Origin of the sequence: Candidatus Brevundimonas colombiensis, from assembly GCA_029202665.1 — a bacterium.
Taxonomy (GTDB): domain Bacteria; phylum Pseudomonadota; class Alphaproteobacteria; order Caulobacterales; family Caulobacteraceae; genus Brevundimonas; species Brevundimonas colombiensis.
In genome coordinates, this window is the sequence record CP119326.1 from 1,500,256 (window position 1) to 1,516,848 (window position 16,593).

Below are 16,593 nucleotides of genomic sequence, written 5' to 3' on the forward strand. Positions count from 1 at the left end.
TTTCGCGCCGCCCGCGCACTCCTTTCGCCATTGAAGCCTGAAGCGGGTGAATATGCCTTCCCAACTGACCGCTCGACGTTCTTCCGCCCTTGCCGGAAAGGTCCGTGCGCCCGGCGATAAATCCATGTCGCATCGCGCGATGATCTTCGGCGGGATGGCCGCTGGCGTGACCACGGTCGAGGGTCTGCTGGAAGGCGATGACGTTTTGGCGACCGGCCGCGCCGTCGAAGCCTTCGGGGCCAAGGTCGAGCGGACCGGCGAGGGCGAATGGCGCATCGAGGGTGCGGGCGGCTTCAAGACGCCCCTGTCTGTGATCGACTGCGGCAACGCCGGAACCGGCGTGCGTCTGCTGATGGGGGCGGCGGCGGGCTATCCGCTGACTGCCACCTTCGACGGCGACGCCTCCTTGCGCAAACGGCCGATGAAGCGGGTGACCGGGCCTCTGGCCGACATGGGCGCGCGGTTCGGCTGGCTGGCGGCGGAAGACCGCGTGCCGGTGGCCCTGACCGGCGGGACGCTCAAGGGAATCGACTATGTGCAGACCGTGGCCTCGGCCCAGATCAAGTCGGCCATTCTGCTGGCCGGCCTGAACGCCAAGGGCGTGACGACCGTGACCGAGCCGGAAAAGAGCCGGGACCACACCGAACGGATGCTGCGGGCCTTCGGCGTCGAAGTCGGGGTCGAGGCGCAGGGCGAGGGCTGGAAGATCACGCTCAAGGGCGGACAGCCGTTAAAGGCGACCCATGTGGCGGTTCCGGGCGATCCGTCGTCTGCGGCCTTTCCTTTGGCGGCGGGCCTGATTGTGCCGGGGTCGGAGGTGACGGTCGAGGGGGTGATGCTGAACAGGCTTCGCACCGGCCTGTTCGAAACCTGGATCGAAATGGGCGCCGACCTGACCATCCGTAACCGCCGCCAAGCCGGGGGCGAGGACGTCGGCGACATCACCGCCCGCTATTCCCGATTGAAGGGCGTCGTGGTTCCCGAGGATCGCGCCGCGTCGATGATCGACGAATATCCGATCCTGGCGGCGACGGCCGCCTTTGCCGAGGGCGTCACCGTCATGCGCGGCGTGGGCGAGATGCGGGTCAAGGAAAGCGACCGGATATCGCTGATGGTCAATGGCCTGCGCGCCTGCGGCGTTCAGGTCGAGGAAGAGCCCGAAGGCTTCCTGGTGACGGGCGGACCTGTGCGCGGCGGGGCCACGGTCGCCACCGCCCATGACCACCGCATCGCCATGAGCCATCTGGTCCTGGGCCTGGCCGCCGAACAGCCGGTGTCGGTGCTGGACCCCGAAATGATCGCCACCAGCTTCCCCGGCTTCGTCGGGATGATGAACGGGCTGGGCGGCCCGATCGCCTGATGCAGGTTCACGAGGTCTTCCATCGCGGCCTTGCGGTTCTGGCGCTCCTGGGCTGCCTGGGCGGCGCCGCATGGACGGGCTGGGTCGTCTGGGGGGCGGCTTCAACCGGCGCGGTGCGGGGAGGCATGGCGTCGTTCATCTGCGCGCCGACGATGATTTTTTCTTCTATTCGACTGTAATCCTGAACGCGGCGGCGTGCCTCATCTGGCTGGGCCTTGCGGCGTTCGCGGTCCTGGTCCTGATGCGCTGGAGGGATTGGGCCTGAGCCGCGCGGCTGGATCGATACGACGATCCTCGCTATCTGGTTCGCCCTCCCGTGCAATCGGGACGTCGATTCAAAAAGCGCGACTTGCGCTGCGGAGACCTGCTTGACCCTGATCATCGCCGTCGACGGACCGGCCGCCTCTGGCAAGGGGACGATCGCCGCGCGTCTGGCCCGGACCTATGGCCTGCCGCATCTGGACACGGGGCTGCTGTATCGGGCGGTGGGGACCAGGGTGCTGGAAGGCGGCGGTTCTCTGGACGACGAGGCGGCGGCGACCCAGGCCGCGCGGGATCTGGATGCGGCGGGGCTGTCGGACGATACGCGCCTGACGACGGGCGAGGCGGGCGAGGCGGCCAGCCGGGTCGCGGGCTTTTCCGGTGTGCGCGCCGCCCTGCTGGAGTTGCAGCAGGGGTTCGCCGCTCAGGCCGGCGGGGCGGTGCTGGACGGGCGCGACATCGGCACGGTCATCGCGCCTGACGCCCCCGCCAAGCTGTTCGTCACCGCCGCGCCCGAGGTTCGGGCCATGCGCCGCTGGAAACAGCTGACGGCGCGCGGGATCGAGATTTCCTTCGACGACATGCTGGCCGATATTCAGCGGCGCGACGATCGGGATGCCGGGCGCGGATCGGCGCCTATGGTCCAGGCGCAAGACGCGGTCTTGCTGGATACGACCGACATGGGTATAGAGGCGGCCTTCGATGCGGCCCGCCGTATCGTCGAGGCGGCGCGCGCGAAACACGATCTCTGATCGTTTCTCGCAAATCCAACGCTCCCATCCTCGGCTTCCGCGGGCGTTTTGATCGTTCTGAACGGCCTCGCATCCCGACGACCTGACTTCATCTCTTCTCAATCGCCTCGCGCGCGGCCATCGGTTGCGTGAGGGGTTTCACCTCGCGCGGGACGGCGTTTTCGTCGCGCGCCTCAGCCCTACCGGAAACACCAGAGCTTCATGTCTGATACTCTCAACCCCACGCGCGACGACTTCTCGGCGCTGCTCGACGAACAACTCTCGGGCCGCGACTTCGGCGAAGGCCAGGTCGTTCACGGCCGCGTCGTCGGCATCGAAAAAGACATCGTCATCATCGACGTCGGCCTGAAGACCGAAGGCCGCATCGCCATGCGCGAATTCGGCCAAGGCGAAGACGGCAAGCTGCCCAAGGTCGGCGACAACGTCGAGGTTTACCTGGAGCGCGTCGAGAACGCCCTGGGCGAGGCCGTCATCAGCCGCGACAAGGCCCGTCGCGAAGAAGCCTGGACCCGTCTGGAAGTCGTGTTCGCCGAGGGCCAGCCGGTCAACGGCGCCATCGTCGGCCGCGTCAAGGGCGGTTTCACCGTCGATCTGGGCGGCGCCTCGGCCTTCCTGCCCGGCTCGCAGGTCGATATCCGTCCGGTCCGCGACGTCGGTCCGCTGATGGGCAAGGAACAGCCCTTCGCCATCCTGAAGATGGACCGTCCGCGCGGCAATATCGTCGTCTCGCGCCGCGCCATCCTGGAAGAAGCCCGCGCCGAACAGCGCACCGAGCTGGTCGGCCAGCTGCAAGAGGGTGAAGTCCGCGAAGGCGTCGTCAAGAACATCACCGACTACGGCGCCTTCGTCGATCTGGGCGGCATCGACGGCCTGCTGCACGTCACCGACATGTCGTGGAAGCGCGTCTCGCACCCGTCGCAGGTGCTGGCCGTCGGCGACACCGTCAAGGTGCAGATCGTCAAGATCAACCCGGACACCCAGCGCATCTCGCTGGGCATGAAGCAACTGCAGTCGGACCCCTGGGACGGCGTGGAAGCCAAATATCCGGTCGGCGCCAAGTACACGGGCCGCATCACCAACATCACCGATTACGGCGCCTTCGTGGAGCTGGAAGCCGGTGTCGAGGGCCTGGTGCACGTCTCGGAAATGTCCTGGACCAAGAAGAACGTCCACCCCGGCAAGATCGTCTCGACCTCGCAGGAAGTCGACGTCGTGGTTCTGGATGTCGACGCCTCCAAGCGCCGCATCTCGCTGGGCCTGAAACAGGCTCAGGACAATCCGTGGGACGCCTTCGTCGCCAACCACCCGATCGGTTCGACCGTCGAGGGCGAAGTCAAGAACGCCACCGAGTTCGGCCTGTTCATCGGCCTGGACAACGACATCGACGGCATGGTCCACCTGTCCGACCTGGACTGGTCGGTGTCGGGTGAAGAAGCCATCCAGCGTTACCGCAAGGGCGAAATGGTCAAGGCCAAGGTCCTGGACGTCGACGTCGAGAAGGAACGCGTCTCGCTGGGCATCAAGCAGCTGGGCGGCGATCCGATCGGCGAGGGCGACACCTATCGTCGCGGCCAGCAGATCACCGTCACCGTATCGTCGATCGAGTCGGGCGGCATCGAGGTCAAGTTCGGTGAAGACGACGCTCCGGTCACGGCCTTCGTCCGCAAGTCGGACCTGTCGCGCGACCGCAACGAGCAGCGCCCCGAGCGTTTCTCGGTCGGCGACCGCGTCGACGCCATGATCACCGCCGTGGACAAGGCCTCGCGCCGCATCTCGGTGTCGATCAAGGCGCTGGAGATGAAGGACGAACAGGAAGCGATCGAACAGTTCGGCTCGTCCGATTCGGGCGCTTCGCTGGGCGACATCCTGGGCGCCGCGTTGAAGAACGCCGGCTCCAAGGAATAATCCTGGTCTGAAAACCGGTGAAGAAGGGCGGCGGGCGCGATCCCGCCGCCCTTTTTTCTGTCCAAAGCGCGGCGGTGTGCGAAAGCGGACGCAATTCCGGCCGTTGGCTTGCGTCCTTGTCGGATAAGGGCTTTTTAGAACGCCAGTCGGGCGTTAGGGTGCGCTATCTGGATCGAGGATGGCGAAACAGCCCGTCCTCACGACCGACCGGGGACGCCGATGATCAAGTCCGAGCTGATCGAAAAGCTGGCGATGGAGAACACCCACCTGACCCATGCGGAGGTGGAGCGGCTGGTCAACGCCATTCTGAACACCATGACCACGGCCCTGTCCGATGGCGGCCGGGTCGAACTGCGCGGTTTCGGCGCCCTGTCGGTGCGGGGGCGACCGGCGCGGGCGGGGCGCAATCCCCGCACCGGCGAGGCCGTCGAAGTCCCCGCCAAGGCCGTGCCCTTCTTCAAGAGCGGCAAGGAGCTGCGCGAGCGCCTGAACGCCTCGGGCGACGCTTGAACCGGCCGATCTAAACATAAAGGGATAATGTATGGGGCTTCTGACTGAATTCCGCGAGTTCGCGGTCAAGGGCAACGTCGTTGATCTGGCTGTCGGCGTGATCATCGGCGGGGCGTTCGGCAAGATCGTCACCAGCCTGGTCGATCAGGTGATCATGCCGCCCATCGGCTGGCTGATCGGCGGGATCAATTTCTCGGACCTGAAGATCACCCTGCCGGTCAATCCGACCAATCCGACCGGTGAACCCGCCGTGATCGAATACGGCGCCTTCATCAATGTGTTGATCCAGTTCGTGATCGTGGCCTTCGTCATCTTCATGATGGTGAAGCTGATAAACAAGATGCGTCGCCAGGAAGCGGCCAAGCCCGATCCGGCGCCCGCCGCGCCGACCGCGACCGAGGCCCTGCTGACCGAAATCCGCGACGAGTTGAAGGCCCGGCCGAACGGCTGATCAGGCCTTGGCCGCCCGGCCGCGTGATGCGGCCAGGGCGGTCGAGCGGCGACGCACGCTCGGCGCGGGCGGATTGCGCGCGCAGATGCCATAGTCGCCGTCGAACGGGGTCGGCGCCCAGGCGGTCGCCAGGGCCGGATCGTCCACGATGGCGTGGCAATGACCCCAGCCGCCCTCGCGCCGCGCGGTCTGGCTCAGATCGCCCAGCGCCGCCAGAAGGCGCGGCGTTGTCATCGGCAGCCGCACCTTGGCCGCGCCCAGGTTCCGCGCATTGGCGATCAGAGCCCGCGTCAGCAGGGGCAGGGCGTCCTGATCCGTGTCCAGGGCGATCAGATCGACGATGTCCAGACAGGGCGGTTCAATCAGGCTGGTCTTGGTGAGTTGCCCCATGGCCAGGCCGACCACGGCGCCGCCGCGCACGCAGGTCAGCATCACCGGAGGCAGCGTCAGGTCAGGGTCCGACAGGCGCCAGCGCAGGGTCGCCGGACTGCGATCCGCCAGCAGGCGATCTTCTCTGGCCAGCCGGGTCCAGAAGTCGCCGTACGCCGACGCGTCCGACAGATCGCGCAGAACCGTCACGCCAGCCGGAAGGTCCAGATCGCGGCGGCCGAACACCCTGGCGTTCATCAGTCGCTCGCCCAGCCGGGTCGCCGTTTCGGCCGAGATGCGACCCAGCAGCGTCCGCAGCACCCGCCCCTGGGCGCAGGCCAGCCGATCGGTCGTCCAGGACAGTTTCAGGTCGTGCGTCTGCTCCGGCCAGGGCTTCAGGCTAAACAGCCCGTACAGGGGCGCCGAACGCGCATTGGCGTTGAAGGTGTAGCGGGCGAACAGTCCGGGCTGGTTCAGGAACGCCCGAATCAGCGGCCGGCTGGCGCCCTTGCGGCTGGGCGGCACGATGATCGAAAAGCCCGTCGCGCCATACAGCGTCCGCGACCCGTGGTGGAACCTCTGGACGAAGTTGCCCAGCATGGCCGCCGGTTGGTCATGCGCGTCGGCAATCACCCATCCGGCGGGCGCGCCGAGGGCCTCGCGCGCCGGATTGCCTTCCAGCCAGCGCCACCCTGCGGGCGACCGTTCGGGCCAGCCCACCTCGCGGTGCAGCCGGTTCAGCGCCTCGTGATCGGATCTGACGATAGGCCGAACAGCCATCAGGTCGGTCCTTCCCAAAATGAAACCGCAACCGTTTTCGCACCAGTCCAATGCAGACAATGCGCCAGAGAGAATAACCATAGGTTGTTCGCTTGGCCGGCGCGCTCGCGTCACCCTGTCCCATGACGGCCTTAACCCTTGTTCGAATTTCCCGGCCGTGCTGCTTATGCGCCTTTCGTGCGCCGGTGAGGGCGCAGCAGTCAGGAGTGAGCCGTTGACAAAAACGGACATGGGAGGAGCGCGACTTACGCGCCGCGGCAACGGTCTTCGATGTGGGGTGGCGGGATGAATATCGTCGTCGCCCTCGGGCTGATCATCACCTTCGCGACCGGCGTGCCGGTCATGATGCAGATCTTCAAGAACCATCCGCGCGGACTGATCATCCTGTTCTTCGCCGAGATGTGGGAGCGGTTCTCCTACTACGGCATGCGCGGGATCCTGATCTTCTTCCTGACGCAACACTTCCTGTTCGACGACGCCATGGCGGGGTCGACCTATGGCTCCTACACCTCGCTGGTCTATCTGCTGCCGCTGCTGGGCGGCATCATGGCCGACCGTTTCATCGGCACGCGCAAGGCCGTGGCCTTCGGCGCTCTGCTGCTGGTCGCCGGTCACGGCATGATGGCCTTCGAGGGACGTCCGGCGACGGAAACCCTGACCTATGCCGGCCAGACCTATCAGATCGACGCCGAAGGGCGCGGCGCGGCGCGTGACGTCTCCATCGTCGTCGACGGCCAGAAGTACAAGTTCGAACCCGCCGAGAACGGCCTGGCCATCCAGGGCCTGCCGGCGGCCTCGACCCTGCCGGCCGTCATTCCGACCGCCGATTACAAAATCGAGACGACCCGCGATCTGGCGGGCGTGAACGTCTTCTATCTGGCCGTTTCGCTGATCATCATGGGGGTCGGCTTCCTGAAACCGAACATCTCAACCATCGTCGGCCAACTGTATCCGCAGGGCGATCCGAGACGCGATTCCGGCTTCACCCTCTATTACTACGGCATCAACCTGGGCGCCTTCTGGGCCGCCGTCCTGTGCGGTCTTCTGGGCCAGACGGTCGGCTGGTGGGCGGGCTTCGGCCTGGCCGGGGTCGGCATGGCCCTGGGCTGGGTGGTCTTCATGCTGGGCAAACCCCTGTTGCAGGGCAAGGGCGAACCCCCGGCCGAGGCCAATCTGAACAAGCCCGTGCTGGGCCCGATCAACCGCGAATGGTCGATCTATCTGGCCAGCATCCTGGGCGTCGGCGTGGTCTGGTTCATGGTTCAGCGCAACGCCCTGGTGGGCTGGGTTCTGGCCGCCGCGACCGTCGCCTCGCTGCTGTTCATCCTCTATGTCATCGTCAAGGTGTGCGAGAGCAAGGCCCAGCGCGAGCGGATGATGCTGGCCCTGGTGCTGATCTTCGGCTCGGTGGTCTTCTTCACCCTGTTCGAACAGGCCGGCACTTCGCTTAACCTGTTCGCCGACCGGAACGTGGATCTGTCCATCACGCCGCACGCCTTCCAATTCCTGGGCATGACGGTGGGGACACCGGCGCAGCTGGCGGCGGCGGGCATCACGCCCAGCGGCATGTGGATCGACGCGACCATCACGGCCGCCCAGACCCAGTCGTTCAACGCGGGCTTCATCCTGATCTTCGCGCCGATCATGGCGGCGCTGTGGGCCTTCCTGGCCAAGCGCAACCTGGACCCCAATCCGACGATGAAGTTCGGCCTGGGCCTGCTGCAGGTCGGACTGGGCTTCATGGTGGTGGTGTGGGGGGCCGGCATGGCCAGTTCGGCCTTCCAGATGCCGCTGCTGCTGCTGGGTCTGCTCTATCTGTTCCACACGACGGGCGAGCTGTTCCTGTCGCCGGTGGGCCTGTCGGAGATCACCAAACTGTCGATGGCCAAGGTGGTCAGCTTCATGATGGCCGTCTGGTTCCTGGCCAGCTCCATCGCCCAATATGTCGGCGGCCTGATCGCCGGCATGGCGGGGACGGAGACCGTGGGCGGCCAGGTGCTGAACCCCGGTCTGGCGCTTCAGACCTCGCTGGAAGTGTTCAAGCTTCTGGGCCTGTGGGGCATGGGCATCGGCATCGCCTTCATCGCGATCAGCTTCGTCATCAAGGGCTGGTCGCATGGGGCCAACAGCGGCGGCGACCATCCCGGTCCGGCGCTGAACGATCGCGGTCAGGAAGACGGCAACCTCGCCGCCCCGCGCACCTCCACGGTCGGCTGATTCAGACAGCGGATCGACCAAACGGAAGGGCGGCGTCCATGCGGACGCCGCCCTTTTTCCTTGCCTGCTGTCGGGATCAGAAGGTCTTGCGCACCCGAAGCGAGACGAAGGTGCGCGGGTCGATGGTGCGGTCTTCGACGAAGGCGACGGTGCGGGGATTGCGCGAATCGAACACGGTGCGACGGCTGGTGAAATCATCCCACAGGTTAAGCTGGGCGCGGATCGCCAGGGTAGAGGTCGGCTTGTATTCGGCGAAGGCCTCTATGTAGTCGGCGCCGCGCCAGGCGCTGATCTGATCCGGTCCATACGTCGCCTGGCCCAGGCGCGGCAGCCAGTTGATGCCCCATTGGGTCTTCCAACTGGTGATGTCCTGTTCGAAACCGACGTTGGCCTGGCTGGCGCGCACGCCCGAGATCGGCCGTTCCTCGCCAGTCGTGGGGTCGGTGACGCGGGTCTTGTTCCAGTCATTCCTGAAGGTGAAACGCGCCCCAGAGACGCCGAGCTTGTCCAGCGGCAGGGTCACGTTCAGCGACAGCCGGTCCAGCGTGCCGTCACCGATGTTGCCCACCGCCGACAGGCCCTCGGGCAGGGGCAGGCGGTCGATGACGTCGATGATCTCGTCATGGCGCAGGCCAATGGAGACCACGCCCTGACCCCAGAAGCGGCGCTCGTAGCTAAGCTCGGAAATCCACCGTTGCTCCGGCTCCAGATTGACGTTGCCGCCATAGACGTTGTTGTCGCCCAGGTCGGCGGAGGCGGCGAAGTCCCCGAAGTCCAACTGGCCCAACTCGCGTTCGAACCGCAGGCGCACCTGATTGTCGGCCATCGGCGTCCAGGTGGCCAGGAAGCGCGGTTTGGCGAAGAAGAAGCTCTTTTCCTGGTCGGCGTCGCCCGACTGTTTGATCGTGGACGCCTCCAGCCGCACGCCGCCTTCCAGCGTCAGCTTGGGGTTCAGCCGCCAGGTGGCCTTGGAGAAGGCCTCTCCGCGCGTCTCCTCGACCTTGACCGAGGCGCTGGGCAGGTCGATGGCCGCGCCGCCGATGGTGAAGCCCTGATGGACATCCAGCATGTTGTAGGCGACCTCGCCGCCTGCTTCGAGCGTCAGGGCGGGCGAGCGTTCGTGACGAATCAGGCCGCGCAGAATGGTCTCGGACGAATCGCCGTCGGAGGTGAACTGCTGTTCTGGCGCGGTCACGCCGTTCAGCCGTTCGTTGCTGTTCGACGTGTTGTCGAATGACCTGAATTCATGGATGAACCGCGTTTCCAACTGCCATTTGGGACGCAAGGGCCGGGTCCAGGTCACGCCCAGTTCGCCGGAATGGCTGGTTTCTTCGTAGTCGTTGCGGCGCAGGGAGACGTCCGAACTCAGCTCGGACCATTGCCGCCAGTCGTTGACGCCGAACCGTGCGGTGCTTTCGACCTTGCCGCCGAGCAAAGGGCCGGAGTAGTTGCCGCGGATCGAGTCGCCGCCGCCCCAGCCGTCGTTTTCGAACCGCTCGTCGCGGATCACCATGCCCGCCGCATTGGTGCGGACCGAACGCCCGACGCCGTTGGAATCGCTGGAGCTCGTGCCGTCGGACAGGGTGACGCCCCAACTGCGGTCGCCCTTGCGCGCCGTGAACTGATAGGAACCGCCGTAGACGTCGTGACCGCCTGCGAATATTCGCGCGTTCCACGTCAGGATCGACTGGCGGCTTGCGGTGGATTTCAGGATCACGTTCACCACGACGGCATAGCCCTGCATGTCCACGCCGGCGGCCCCGCCCCGGATCAGTTCGATGCGCTCGACCTGATCGGCCGGGGTCCGGCTCAGCACGTTGGAACCAGAGTCGTTCTTGGACGCCGGGCGGTTGTTGTTGATCAGCACATTGCCGACCGCGCCTTCGAAGCCCCGCGCGCCGGAGCCGTCATCGACCGAAAAGCCCGGCACCCGGTTGACCATGTCCAGGGCGGTGTTGGGGCGCTGGGCCGCGAAGAAGTCGGGTGTGAACACCAGCACCCCGCGTTGGGCGGCGTCGGCCAGCGGCGCCTGGCTGGTCGGGCCGGTGGGCACGGGCGCCTCGGCCACCTGCGGTTCGTCGCCGGCGAAGGCGGAGGCGGCGCTCAGGAGCAGGGCGGTGCTGGCCAGCAGCAGGGTCTTGGTCATTGGTTTCCCCTCGGTTCGTTGGCGAGAGGTGTGCCGATCCGCCTGCTTCATCTCCAGTTACAATGCGGCAAGGTGGATTAAATCGGCGACATCATTACAGGGATTTCATTACATGCAGGACAGTAAAAGATCGTATATCGTCCTAATGACCGCACGCTCTTCTTGCCTGTTCTTGTCTATCATGGCGGCGGCGGCCCTGTGTGCGGGCGCAGCGACGGCGCAGGAGCCGGCCTCGGCCGATGCGGTGGAAGACATCGTGGTCACCGCCCGGCGCGTCGAAGCCCCGATCTGGGAGGTGCGACGCGGCGACAGCGTCCTGATCCTGGTGGGGGCCATCGAAGGCTTGTCGCGCGACATGGAATGGCGCACCGACGCCCTGGTCTCGGCTGTCGAGCGCGCCGACAGGGTGCTGTTCCCGGTGCAGGGGCAGGCGTCGCTGGCGGACCTGGGACGGGTGATCTGGCGGATCCGCACCCTGACTCGCCTGCCCAACGATCGGACCAGCGCCGACTATCTGTCCCCCGATCTGGAGGCGCGGGTCGAACGGATCACCGGCGAGGGCCCCAGCCGCAAGAGCTTTTTGATGTTGTCGGCGGACCTGATGGAACATGGCGGCTATGCGCAGCGCGTGCGCTCCGTCTCCGACATCGTTCGCCGCGCCGCCCGCGCCAACAAGAAAGCCGCCGAGCCGGTGGGCGTCTATCGCGGCGACGAACTGATCGACAATGTGCTGACCACGCCGCCTGAAGCCTATCTGGGCTGCGTGGAGGCGGCGGCGACAGCGGCCGAGGCGGGGCCTGAAAGCGGCGCTGATCGCGCGGAGAACTGGCGGCTGCGGCGCATACCCGCTGTTCTGGCCTCGCCGCTCGAACGCGCTTCGACCGCCTGTTCCTTATGGACGGTGATGGGCGAGGGGCAGCGACTGCGTGGAATCTGGAATGCGGCGGTGGACACATCCCTGGCCGAGCCGGGAGTCACCGTCGCCATCGCGCCCTTGAAACTGTTGGCCGAGCCGAACGGGGTGCTGGATCGGCTGACGGCGGACGGGCTGGAGCCGATGGGCCCCGATTGGCGCCCGCCCCAGCCCTGATCCTTCGGGTCTGACCGATCAGTTGGCCGGCGCCGGTGCGCGTTCCGGCACGGCGTCGCGGGCCGCGTTTCCGATGTTGTCGGCTGCGTTGCCGACGCTCTCGGCGGCGCCGGCGATGGCGTTGTCCTTGGCCGCGTCGCTGCGGTTCATGTTCATCAGGAAGTAGCCGATCACCAGAACGGCCAAGAGGCCGATGATCAGGGCGACGATGGCGCCCATGCCGCTTCCGCCGCGACGCTCGACGACGGTGGTGGGGGCGGCGTTGGTTTCGGTGATGCGTTCGACCCGGCCATCGGGATGCTCGACGGTGCGCTCGGTGGGCATGGTGTTTCCTCTCCAGTGTGGCGGGGAAACACCCTGCGTCGCGATACGGTTCCGCTGGCTCAGACGGCCGTGCCGCCGACAGTCAGGCCGCCGATCTTCAGGCTGGGCTGGCCGATGCCGACCGGCACGCCCTGGCCCGCCTTGCCGCAGACGCCCACGCCGGGATCGAAGGCGAAATCGTCTCCGATCATCTGGATCCGGGTCAGGGCCGTGGCCCCGTCGCCGATCAGGGTGGCGCCGCGCACGGGGGCGGTGATGACCCCGTCCTCGATCAGATAGGCTTCATTGCACTGGAACACGAACTTGCCGTTGGTGATGTCCACCTGACCGCCCGAGAAGTTGGCGGCGTAAAGACCGCGTTTCGTATTGGCGATCATGTCGGAGCGGCTGTCCCGGCCCGCCTCCATGAAGGTGTTGGTCATGCGCGGCATGGGCATATGGGCGAAGGACTGGCGACGGCCGTTGCCTGTGGCGGCGACGCCCATCTGACGCGCCGACAGCCGGTCATGCATCAGGCCGACCATGATGCCGTCCTCGATCAGGACGGTTCGGCCGGTCGGGGTGCCCTCGTCGTCGACGGACAGAGAACCTCTGCGTCCCGCGATGGAGCCGTCGTCCACCACGGTCACGCCCGGCGCGGCGACGCGCTTGCCCATCATGCCGTTGAAGACGGATGAACCCTTCCTGTGGAAGTCGCCCTCGAAGCCGTGGCCGATGGCTTCGTGCAGCAGCACGCCGGGCCAGCCCGCGCCCAGCACCACGTCCATCTCGCCCGCCGGACAGTCGATGGCGTCCAGATTGACCAGGGCCTGGCGCAGGGCCTCGTCCACCTGGGCCTGCCAGCGGTCGGGGGCGACCCATTCCTCGAAGCCCGCGCGGCCGCCCGCGCCGGACGAGGCGCTTTCGCGCTTCCCGTTCTGCTCGACGGTGACCGAGACGTTCAGCCGGACCAGCGGGCGGATGTCGCGCACGGCCCGGTCGTCGGCGCGCAGAATCTCGATGGCCCGTCGCTCACCGATCAGGGAGGCGGACACCTGGACCACGCGCGGATCGCGCGCCCGCGCCCAGGCGTCGATCTCGGCCAACAGTGCTATCTTGTCCGAGAAGGCGGGCGAGGCGAGGGGGTCGATCTCGCCATACAGTTTCTGGTTGGTGGCGCGGGGGGCGCCGGCGACGCGCGCCTCGTGGCCCTGCTTGGCCAGGGCGGCGCTGTCGGCGGCGCGGCGCAGGGCGGCGGTCGAAATCTCGTTGGCGTGGGCGTATCCGGCGGTCTCGCCCGCCACGACACGCAGGCCGAACCCCTCGGTGGCGTCATAGGCGGCGGACTTCAGCCGCCCATCGTCGAACACCAGGCTCTCGCTCTCGGAGCGCTCCAGGAACAGTTCGCCATCGTCGGCCCCCGTCAGGGCCGTCTTCAGGATGGACAGGGCTTCGTCGACGTCGACGCCGGCGGCGTCAAGGAGGGGCGGCGGGGAGGCGGAAACGGTCATGGACGCTAGGTAGGGGTTGCAAGCCGCTTCGTCACCTGCCCGCGCGCGAAAGGATCAGTCCAGCCTTTGGGGCCGGGTTACGACGGGGGCGTCGGGATCGCTGGTCGATGGACGGGCGGCGGTCGGGGCGGACGTCGGCGTGGTCGGGACGATCACCAGCGGCTCGGTCGTGACCGTCGGGGCGGGCGCGGCCTTTGCCGTGACAGGCTGAGCCGCAACGGGCGCCGGTTGGCGCGGCGCAGCGGTCGCTGGACGAGGTTGAGCGCTCGCCGTCGCCGTCGCCGTCGTGGGGGCGGCCGGGGTCGGAGAGGTCTGGGCCTTAACGGGGGCTGGGGCGGGCGAAAGGGGCCCGCGCGCCGGGGTTTCAGCCTGAACGACGGCCGCTGCGCCCGTCGGGACGGTCTCAGCGGGGGGAGCGGTCAGCGGGACGTCATGACGCGCGGCGGCCGTCTCGCCCGATACGGCCGACGGTGTGGGCCGTAGGGTGAACCACAGGCCGCCCCCAATCGCCAGCAGGGCGGCGACGCCTGCGCCGACGTAGAGCGGCAGGCGCGACCGCCTGGCCGGAGCCCGGGCGAAACCGGGCGTCGCCTGGGGCGCAGGCGCGGCGACGATGGGATCGGCCGCGACGGGCGGGGTCTCGATCGGCTTCGGCGCAGGCGCAGGCGCGGTCGGCGGCCCTGGCAGCGGACGCACGGTCAGATCGGCGTCTGGCGATGGCGTGGTTTGCGACACGGGCTGAGGCGTTGCGGCCGGGACCGGACGCGCGGTGGGGATCAGCGATCCGCCCAGGATGCTTCCGGTTTGCGGGCGCGGCGCGGGACGGGGCGTCGGTCCTCGACCCTGTGCAGGCGACTGACCGGCAACCGGCGCCACGCCGGACGCAAGGCTCCGGGTCTGGATCGAACCCTGCTGCTGTTGCGGGGACGGCTTGCGCGGCGGCGGATTGGGAATGCGGTCCAGCGGATTGGGCGCGACCGGAACAGGGCCGACGTGGAAGGTCGTCGCGGGCATGCGACCCCACTGCGCCGGCTTGCGGGCGAAGGGTTCGGGCGGGGTCTTCTGGTCGTCGGACATGGTTTCTCAATCGCTGGCGATCTGGCCCGTTTCGTGACGGTTCAGTTCTTGAGCCGGTAGCCGGTTTTAAACATCCACATGACGATGGCCAGGCAGACGGCGAAGAAGCCCAGGGTCGCCGCCACGCTGACGCCGATCGCCACATCCCCCTGGCCGTAGAAGGCCCAGCGGAAGCCCGAGATCAGATAGACCACCGGATTGAACAGGGTCACGGTGCGCCAACCCTCAGGCAACATGTCGATGGAATAGAAGGCGCCGCCCAGGAAGGTCAGCGGCGTCACGATCAGCATGGGGATCATCTGCAACTGCTCGAACCCGTCGGCCCAGACCCCGATGATGAAGCCGAACAGGCTGAAGGTCACCGAGATCAGGATCAGGAAGGTCATCATCCAGACCGGATGCAGAATCTGCAGCGGTACGAAGAAGGCCGCCGTGGCCAGGATGATCAGCCCCAGCGCCGCCGACTTGGTCGCCGCCGCCCCGACATAGGCCAGAACGATCTCCAGCGACGACACGGGCGCGGACAGGATTTCGTAGATGGTGCCGGTGAATTTGGGAAAATAGATGCCGAACGAAGCGTTGAAGATCGACTGGGTGAACAGGCTGAGCATGATCAGGCCCGGCACGATGAAGGCGCCATAGGGCACGCCGCCGACCTCCTGCATCCGGCTGCCGATGGCGCCGCCGAAGACGACGAAATACAGGGCGGTGGTGATGACGGGCGTGACGATGCTTTGCCAGATGGTGCGCAGCGCGCGGGCCATTTCGAAGCGATAGATGGCCCAGACGCCGTAGGCATTGAAGGTCATGCGGCGGTTCCGTTCGTATGGACCAGGCTGACGAAGATGTCTTCCAGCGAGCTCTGGCGGGTGTTCAGGTCCTTGAAGCCGATGTTCAGACCCTCCAGCCGTCGGATCAGCGAGGGCACGCCGGTATCCTCGGCATTGGCGTCGAAACTGTATTCCAGCTCGCCTCCGCCGGTCTTCAGCGTCAGATCCCAGTCGGACAGTTCGGCGGGCAGGGCGTCCAGTGAATCGACCAGGTTCAGCGTCAGGGTCTTCTTGCCCAGCTTCTTCATCAGGGCCGTCTTTTCCTCGACCAGGATCAGCTCTCCCTTCAGGATCACCCCGATCCGGTCGGCCATCTCCTCGGCCTCCTCGATATAGTGGGTGGTCAGGATGATGGTGACGCCGCGTTCGCGCAGGCGTCGGACCATCGCCCACATGTCGCGGCGCAGCTCCACGTCCACACCGGCCGTCGGCTCGTCCAGGAACAGGATGTCCGGTTCGTGGCTGAGGGCCTTGGCGATCATCACGCGCCGCTTCATGCCGCCGGACAGGGTGCGCAGCTTGGCGTCGCGCTTGTCCCACAGCGACAGGTCGCGCAGCAGTTGCTCGATGAAGGCCGGGTTCGGCGCCTTGCCGAACAGGCCCCGACTGAAGGTGACGGTGGCCATGACCGTCTCGAAGGCGTCGGTGGTCAGCTCCTGCGGCACCAGGCCGATCTTGGTGCGGGCGGCGCGGAAGTCGGTCTGGATGTCATGACCGTCGGCGATCACCGTGCCTGTCGAGGGGGTGACGATGCCGCAGATGATGGAGATCAGGGTGGTCTTGCCCGCCCCGTTCGGTCCCAGAAGGGCGAAGATTTCGCCCTTTTCGATGCTCAGGTCGATACGTTTCAACGCCTGAAGCCCCGACTTGTAGGTCTTTGTCAGGTCTTCGATCTGGATAACGGGCATACAGTCTCCTGGCGCGGCAGGCGCATGGGCGCTTGCCGGATGTGGCGGCAATATGGCGTTCCGCCGCCCGCACTCAAGGGGCGGATGCGTTCGCCAAGCCGTTGTTAACCCGATTGGCTCACC

Annotated in this window: 15 protein-coding genes; 8 read left to right on the plus strand and 7 right to left on the minus strand. The window is 66.7% G+C overall.

Translation table 11 applies throughout. From position 1 onward, the window contains the following. Nucleotides 1-52: 52 nt before the first annotated feature. The 6 genes from aroA (at nucleotide 53) to mscL (ending at nucleotide 5,239) form a co-directional block, all read left to right on the plus strand. Nucleotides 53-1,360: a 3-phosphoshikimate 1-carboxyvinyltransferase gene (aroA, locus tag P0Y50_07140; protein WEK41374.1), complete on the plus strand. Its 1,308-nt coding sequence runs from the start codon at nucleotides 53-55 to the stop codon at nucleotides 1,358-1,360. After that, nucleotides 1,360-1,539: a hypothetical protein gene (locus tag P0Y50_07145; protein ID WEK41375.1), complete on the plus strand. Its 180-nt coding sequence runs from the start codon at nucleotides 1,360-1,362 to the stop codon at nucleotides 1,537-1,539. The genes aroA and P0Y50_07145 overlap by 1 nt, the downstream gene beginning before the upstream one ends. Nucleotides 1,540-1,728: 189 nt before the next feature. After that, the gene (gene cmk, locus P0Y50_07150; protein ID WEK41376.1) at nucleotides 1,729-2,373 is read left to right on the plus strand and encodes a (d)CMP kinase; all 645 of its coding nucleotides are present in this window, start codon (nucleotides 1,729-1,731) and stop codon (nucleotides 2,371-2,373) included. 201 nt (nucleotides 2,374-2,574) lie between these two features. Beyond that, a complete protein-coding gene (rpsA, locus tag P0Y50_07155; GenBank protein WEK41377.1) occupies nucleotides 2,575-4,278 on the plus strand; it encodes a 30S ribosomal protein S1 in 1,704 nt (567 codons plus the stop codon). A gap of 219 nt (nucleotides 4,279-4,497) precedes the next feature. After that, nucleotides 4,498-4,788, plus strand: coding sequence for an integration host factor subunit beta (locus P0Y50_07160; protein WEK41378.1), 291 nt, complete (start codon nucleotides 4,498-4,500; stop codon nucleotides 4,786-4,788). Nucleotides 4,789-4,819: 31 nt separating this feature from the next. Beyond that, nucleotides 4,820-5,239 (plus strand): large-conductance mechanosensitive channel protein MscL, encoded by a 420-nt coding sequence (gene mscL, locus P0Y50_07165; GenBank protein WEK41379.1) that lies wholly within the window; start codon nucleotides 4,820-4,822, stop codon nucleotides 5,237-5,239. Here mscL and P0Y50_07170 read toward each other — a convergent pair whose 3' ends face one another. Next, on the minus strand, nucleotides 5,240-6,388 hold the full coding sequence (locus P0Y50_07170) for an N-acetyltransferase (GenBank protein WEK41380.1): 1,149 nt from the start codon (nucleotides 6,386-6,388) through the stop codon (nucleotides 5,240-5,242). It abuts the gene before it with no gap. Nucleotides 6,389-6,673: 285 nt separating this feature from the next. Here P0Y50_07170 and P0Y50_07175 point away from each other — a divergent pair, with 285 nt between their 5' ends. Beyond that, nucleotides 6,674-8,605, plus strand: a complete 1,932-nt coding sequence (locus P0Y50_07175; protein WEK41381.1) for an oligopeptide:H+ symporter — start codon at nucleotides 6,674-6,676, stop codon at nucleotides 8,603-8,605. Nucleotides 8,606-8,681: 76 nt separating this feature from the next. Here P0Y50_07175 and P0Y50_07180 read toward each other — a convergent pair whose 3' ends face one another. Continuing rightward, complete coding sequence (locus P0Y50_07180) at nucleotides 8,682-10,751, minus strand: TonB-dependent receptor plug domain-containing protein (GenBank protein ID WEK41382.1); 2,070 nt, start codon at nucleotides 10,749-10,751, stop codon at nucleotides 8,682-8,684. Nucleotides 10,752-10,932: 181 nt separating this feature from the next. Between P0Y50_07180 and P0Y50_07185 the strand changes: the two genes are divergently transcribed. Next, complete coding sequence (locus P0Y50_07185) at nucleotides 10,933-11,841, plus strand: TraB/GumN family protein (GenBank protein WEK41540.1); 909 nt, start codon at nucleotides 10,933-10,935, stop codon at nucleotides 11,839-11,841. An 18-nt stretch (nucleotides 11,842-11,859) separates the two neighbouring features. Here P0Y50_07185 and P0Y50_07190 read toward each other — a convergent pair whose 3' ends face one another. Genes P0Y50_07190 through P0Y50_07210 form a run of 5 tightly spaced genes read right to left on the minus strand, consistent with a single transcriptional unit; the run spans nucleotide 11,860 to nucleotide 16,470 of the window. After that, nucleotides 11,860-12,165 (minus strand): hypothetical protein, encoded by a 306-nt coding sequence (locus P0Y50_07190; GenBank protein ID WEK41383.1) that lies wholly within the window; start codon nucleotides 12,163-12,165, stop codon nucleotides 11,860-11,862. Between the two features lie 59 nt (nucleotides 12,166-12,224). Continuing rightward, on the minus strand, nucleotides 12,225-13,655 hold the full coding sequence (tldD, locus tag P0Y50_07195) for a metalloprotease TldD (GenBank protein WEK41384.1): 1,431 nt from the start codon (nucleotides 13,653-13,655) through the stop codon (nucleotides 12,225-12,227). A 54-nt stretch (nucleotides 13,656-13,709) separates the two neighbouring features. Then, nucleotides 13,710-14,732, minus strand: a complete 1,023-nt coding sequence (locus P0Y50_07200) for a hypothetical protein (GenBank protein WEK41385.1) — start codon at nucleotides 14,730-14,732, stop codon at nucleotides 13,710-13,712. A gap of 41 nt (nucleotides 14,733-14,773) precedes the next feature. Continuing rightward, nucleotides 14,774-15,541 carry an ABC transporter permease gene (locus tag P0Y50_07205; GenBank protein ID WEK41386.1) on the minus strand — a complete coding sequence of 256 codons (768 nt, stop codon included), beginning with the start codon at nucleotides 15,539-15,541 and terminating at the stop codon, nucleotides 14,774-14,776. Then, nucleotides 15,538-16,470 (minus strand): ABC transporter ATP-binding protein, encoded by a 933-nt coding sequence (locus P0Y50_07210; GenBank protein ID WEK41387.1) that lies wholly within the window; start codon nucleotides 16,468-16,470, stop codon nucleotides 15,538-15,540. The genes P0Y50_07205 and P0Y50_07210 overlap by 4 nt, the downstream gene beginning before the upstream one ends. Nucleotides 16,471-16,593: the final 123 nt, after the last annotated feature.

Bases quoted from the DNA above. Each gene is read 5' to 3' on its own strand.
- P0Y50_07190 (WEK41383.1), bottom strand. From the start codon at position 12,165: ATGCCCACCGAGCGCACCGTCGAGCATCCCGATGGCCGGGTCGAACGC.
- P0Y50_07205 (WEK41386.1), bottom strand. From the start codon at position 15,541: ATGACCTTCAATGCCTACGGCGTCTGGGCCATCTATCGCTTCGAAATG.
- P0Y50_07170 (WEK41380.1), bottom strand. From the start codon at position 6,388: ATGGCTGTTCGGCCTATCGTCAGATCCGATCACGAGGCGCTGAACCGG.
- aroA (WEK41374.1), top strand. From the start codon at position 53: ATGCCTTCCCAACTGACCGCTCGACGTTCTTCCGCCCTTGCCGGAAAG.
- P0Y50_07180 (WEK41382.1), bottom strand. From the start codon at position 10,751: ATGACCAAGACCCTGCTGCTGGCCAGCACCGCCCTGCTCCTGAGCGCC.
- P0Y50_07185 (WEK41540.1), top strand. From the start codon at position 10,933: ATGGCGGCGGCGGCCCTGTGTGCGGGCGCAGCGACGGCGCAGGAGCCG.
- P0Y50_07160 (WEK41378.1), top strand. From the start codon at position 4,498: ATGATCAAGTCCGAGCTGATCGAAAAGCTGGCGATGGAGAACACCCAC.
- mscL (WEK41379.1), top strand. From the start codon at position 4,820: ATGGGGCTTCTGACTGAATTCCGCGAGTTCGCGGTCAAGGGCAACGTC.
- P0Y50_07210 (WEK41387.1), bottom strand. From the start codon at position 16,470: ATGCCCGTTATCCAGATCGAAGACCTGACAAAGACCTACAAGTCGGGG.
- P0Y50_07200 (WEK41385.1), bottom strand. From the start codon at position 14,732: ATGTCCGACGACCAGAAGACCCCGCCCGAACCCTTCGCCCGCAAGCCG.
- P0Y50_07145 (WEK41375.1), top strand. From the start codon at position 1,360: ATGCAGGTTCACGAGGTCTTCCATCGCGGCCTTGCGGTTCTGGCGCTC.
- tldD (WEK41384.1), bottom strand. From the start codon at position 13,655: ATGACCGTTTCCGCCTCCCCGCCGCCCCTCCTTGACGCCGCCGGCGTC.
- rpsA (WEK41377.1), top strand. From the start codon at position 2,575: ATGTCTGATACTCTCAACCCCACGCGCGACGACTTCTCGGCGCTGCTC.
- P0Y50_07175 (WEK41381.1), top strand. From the start codon at position 6,674: ATGAATATCGTCGTCGCCCTCGGGCTGATCATCACCTTCGCGACCGGC.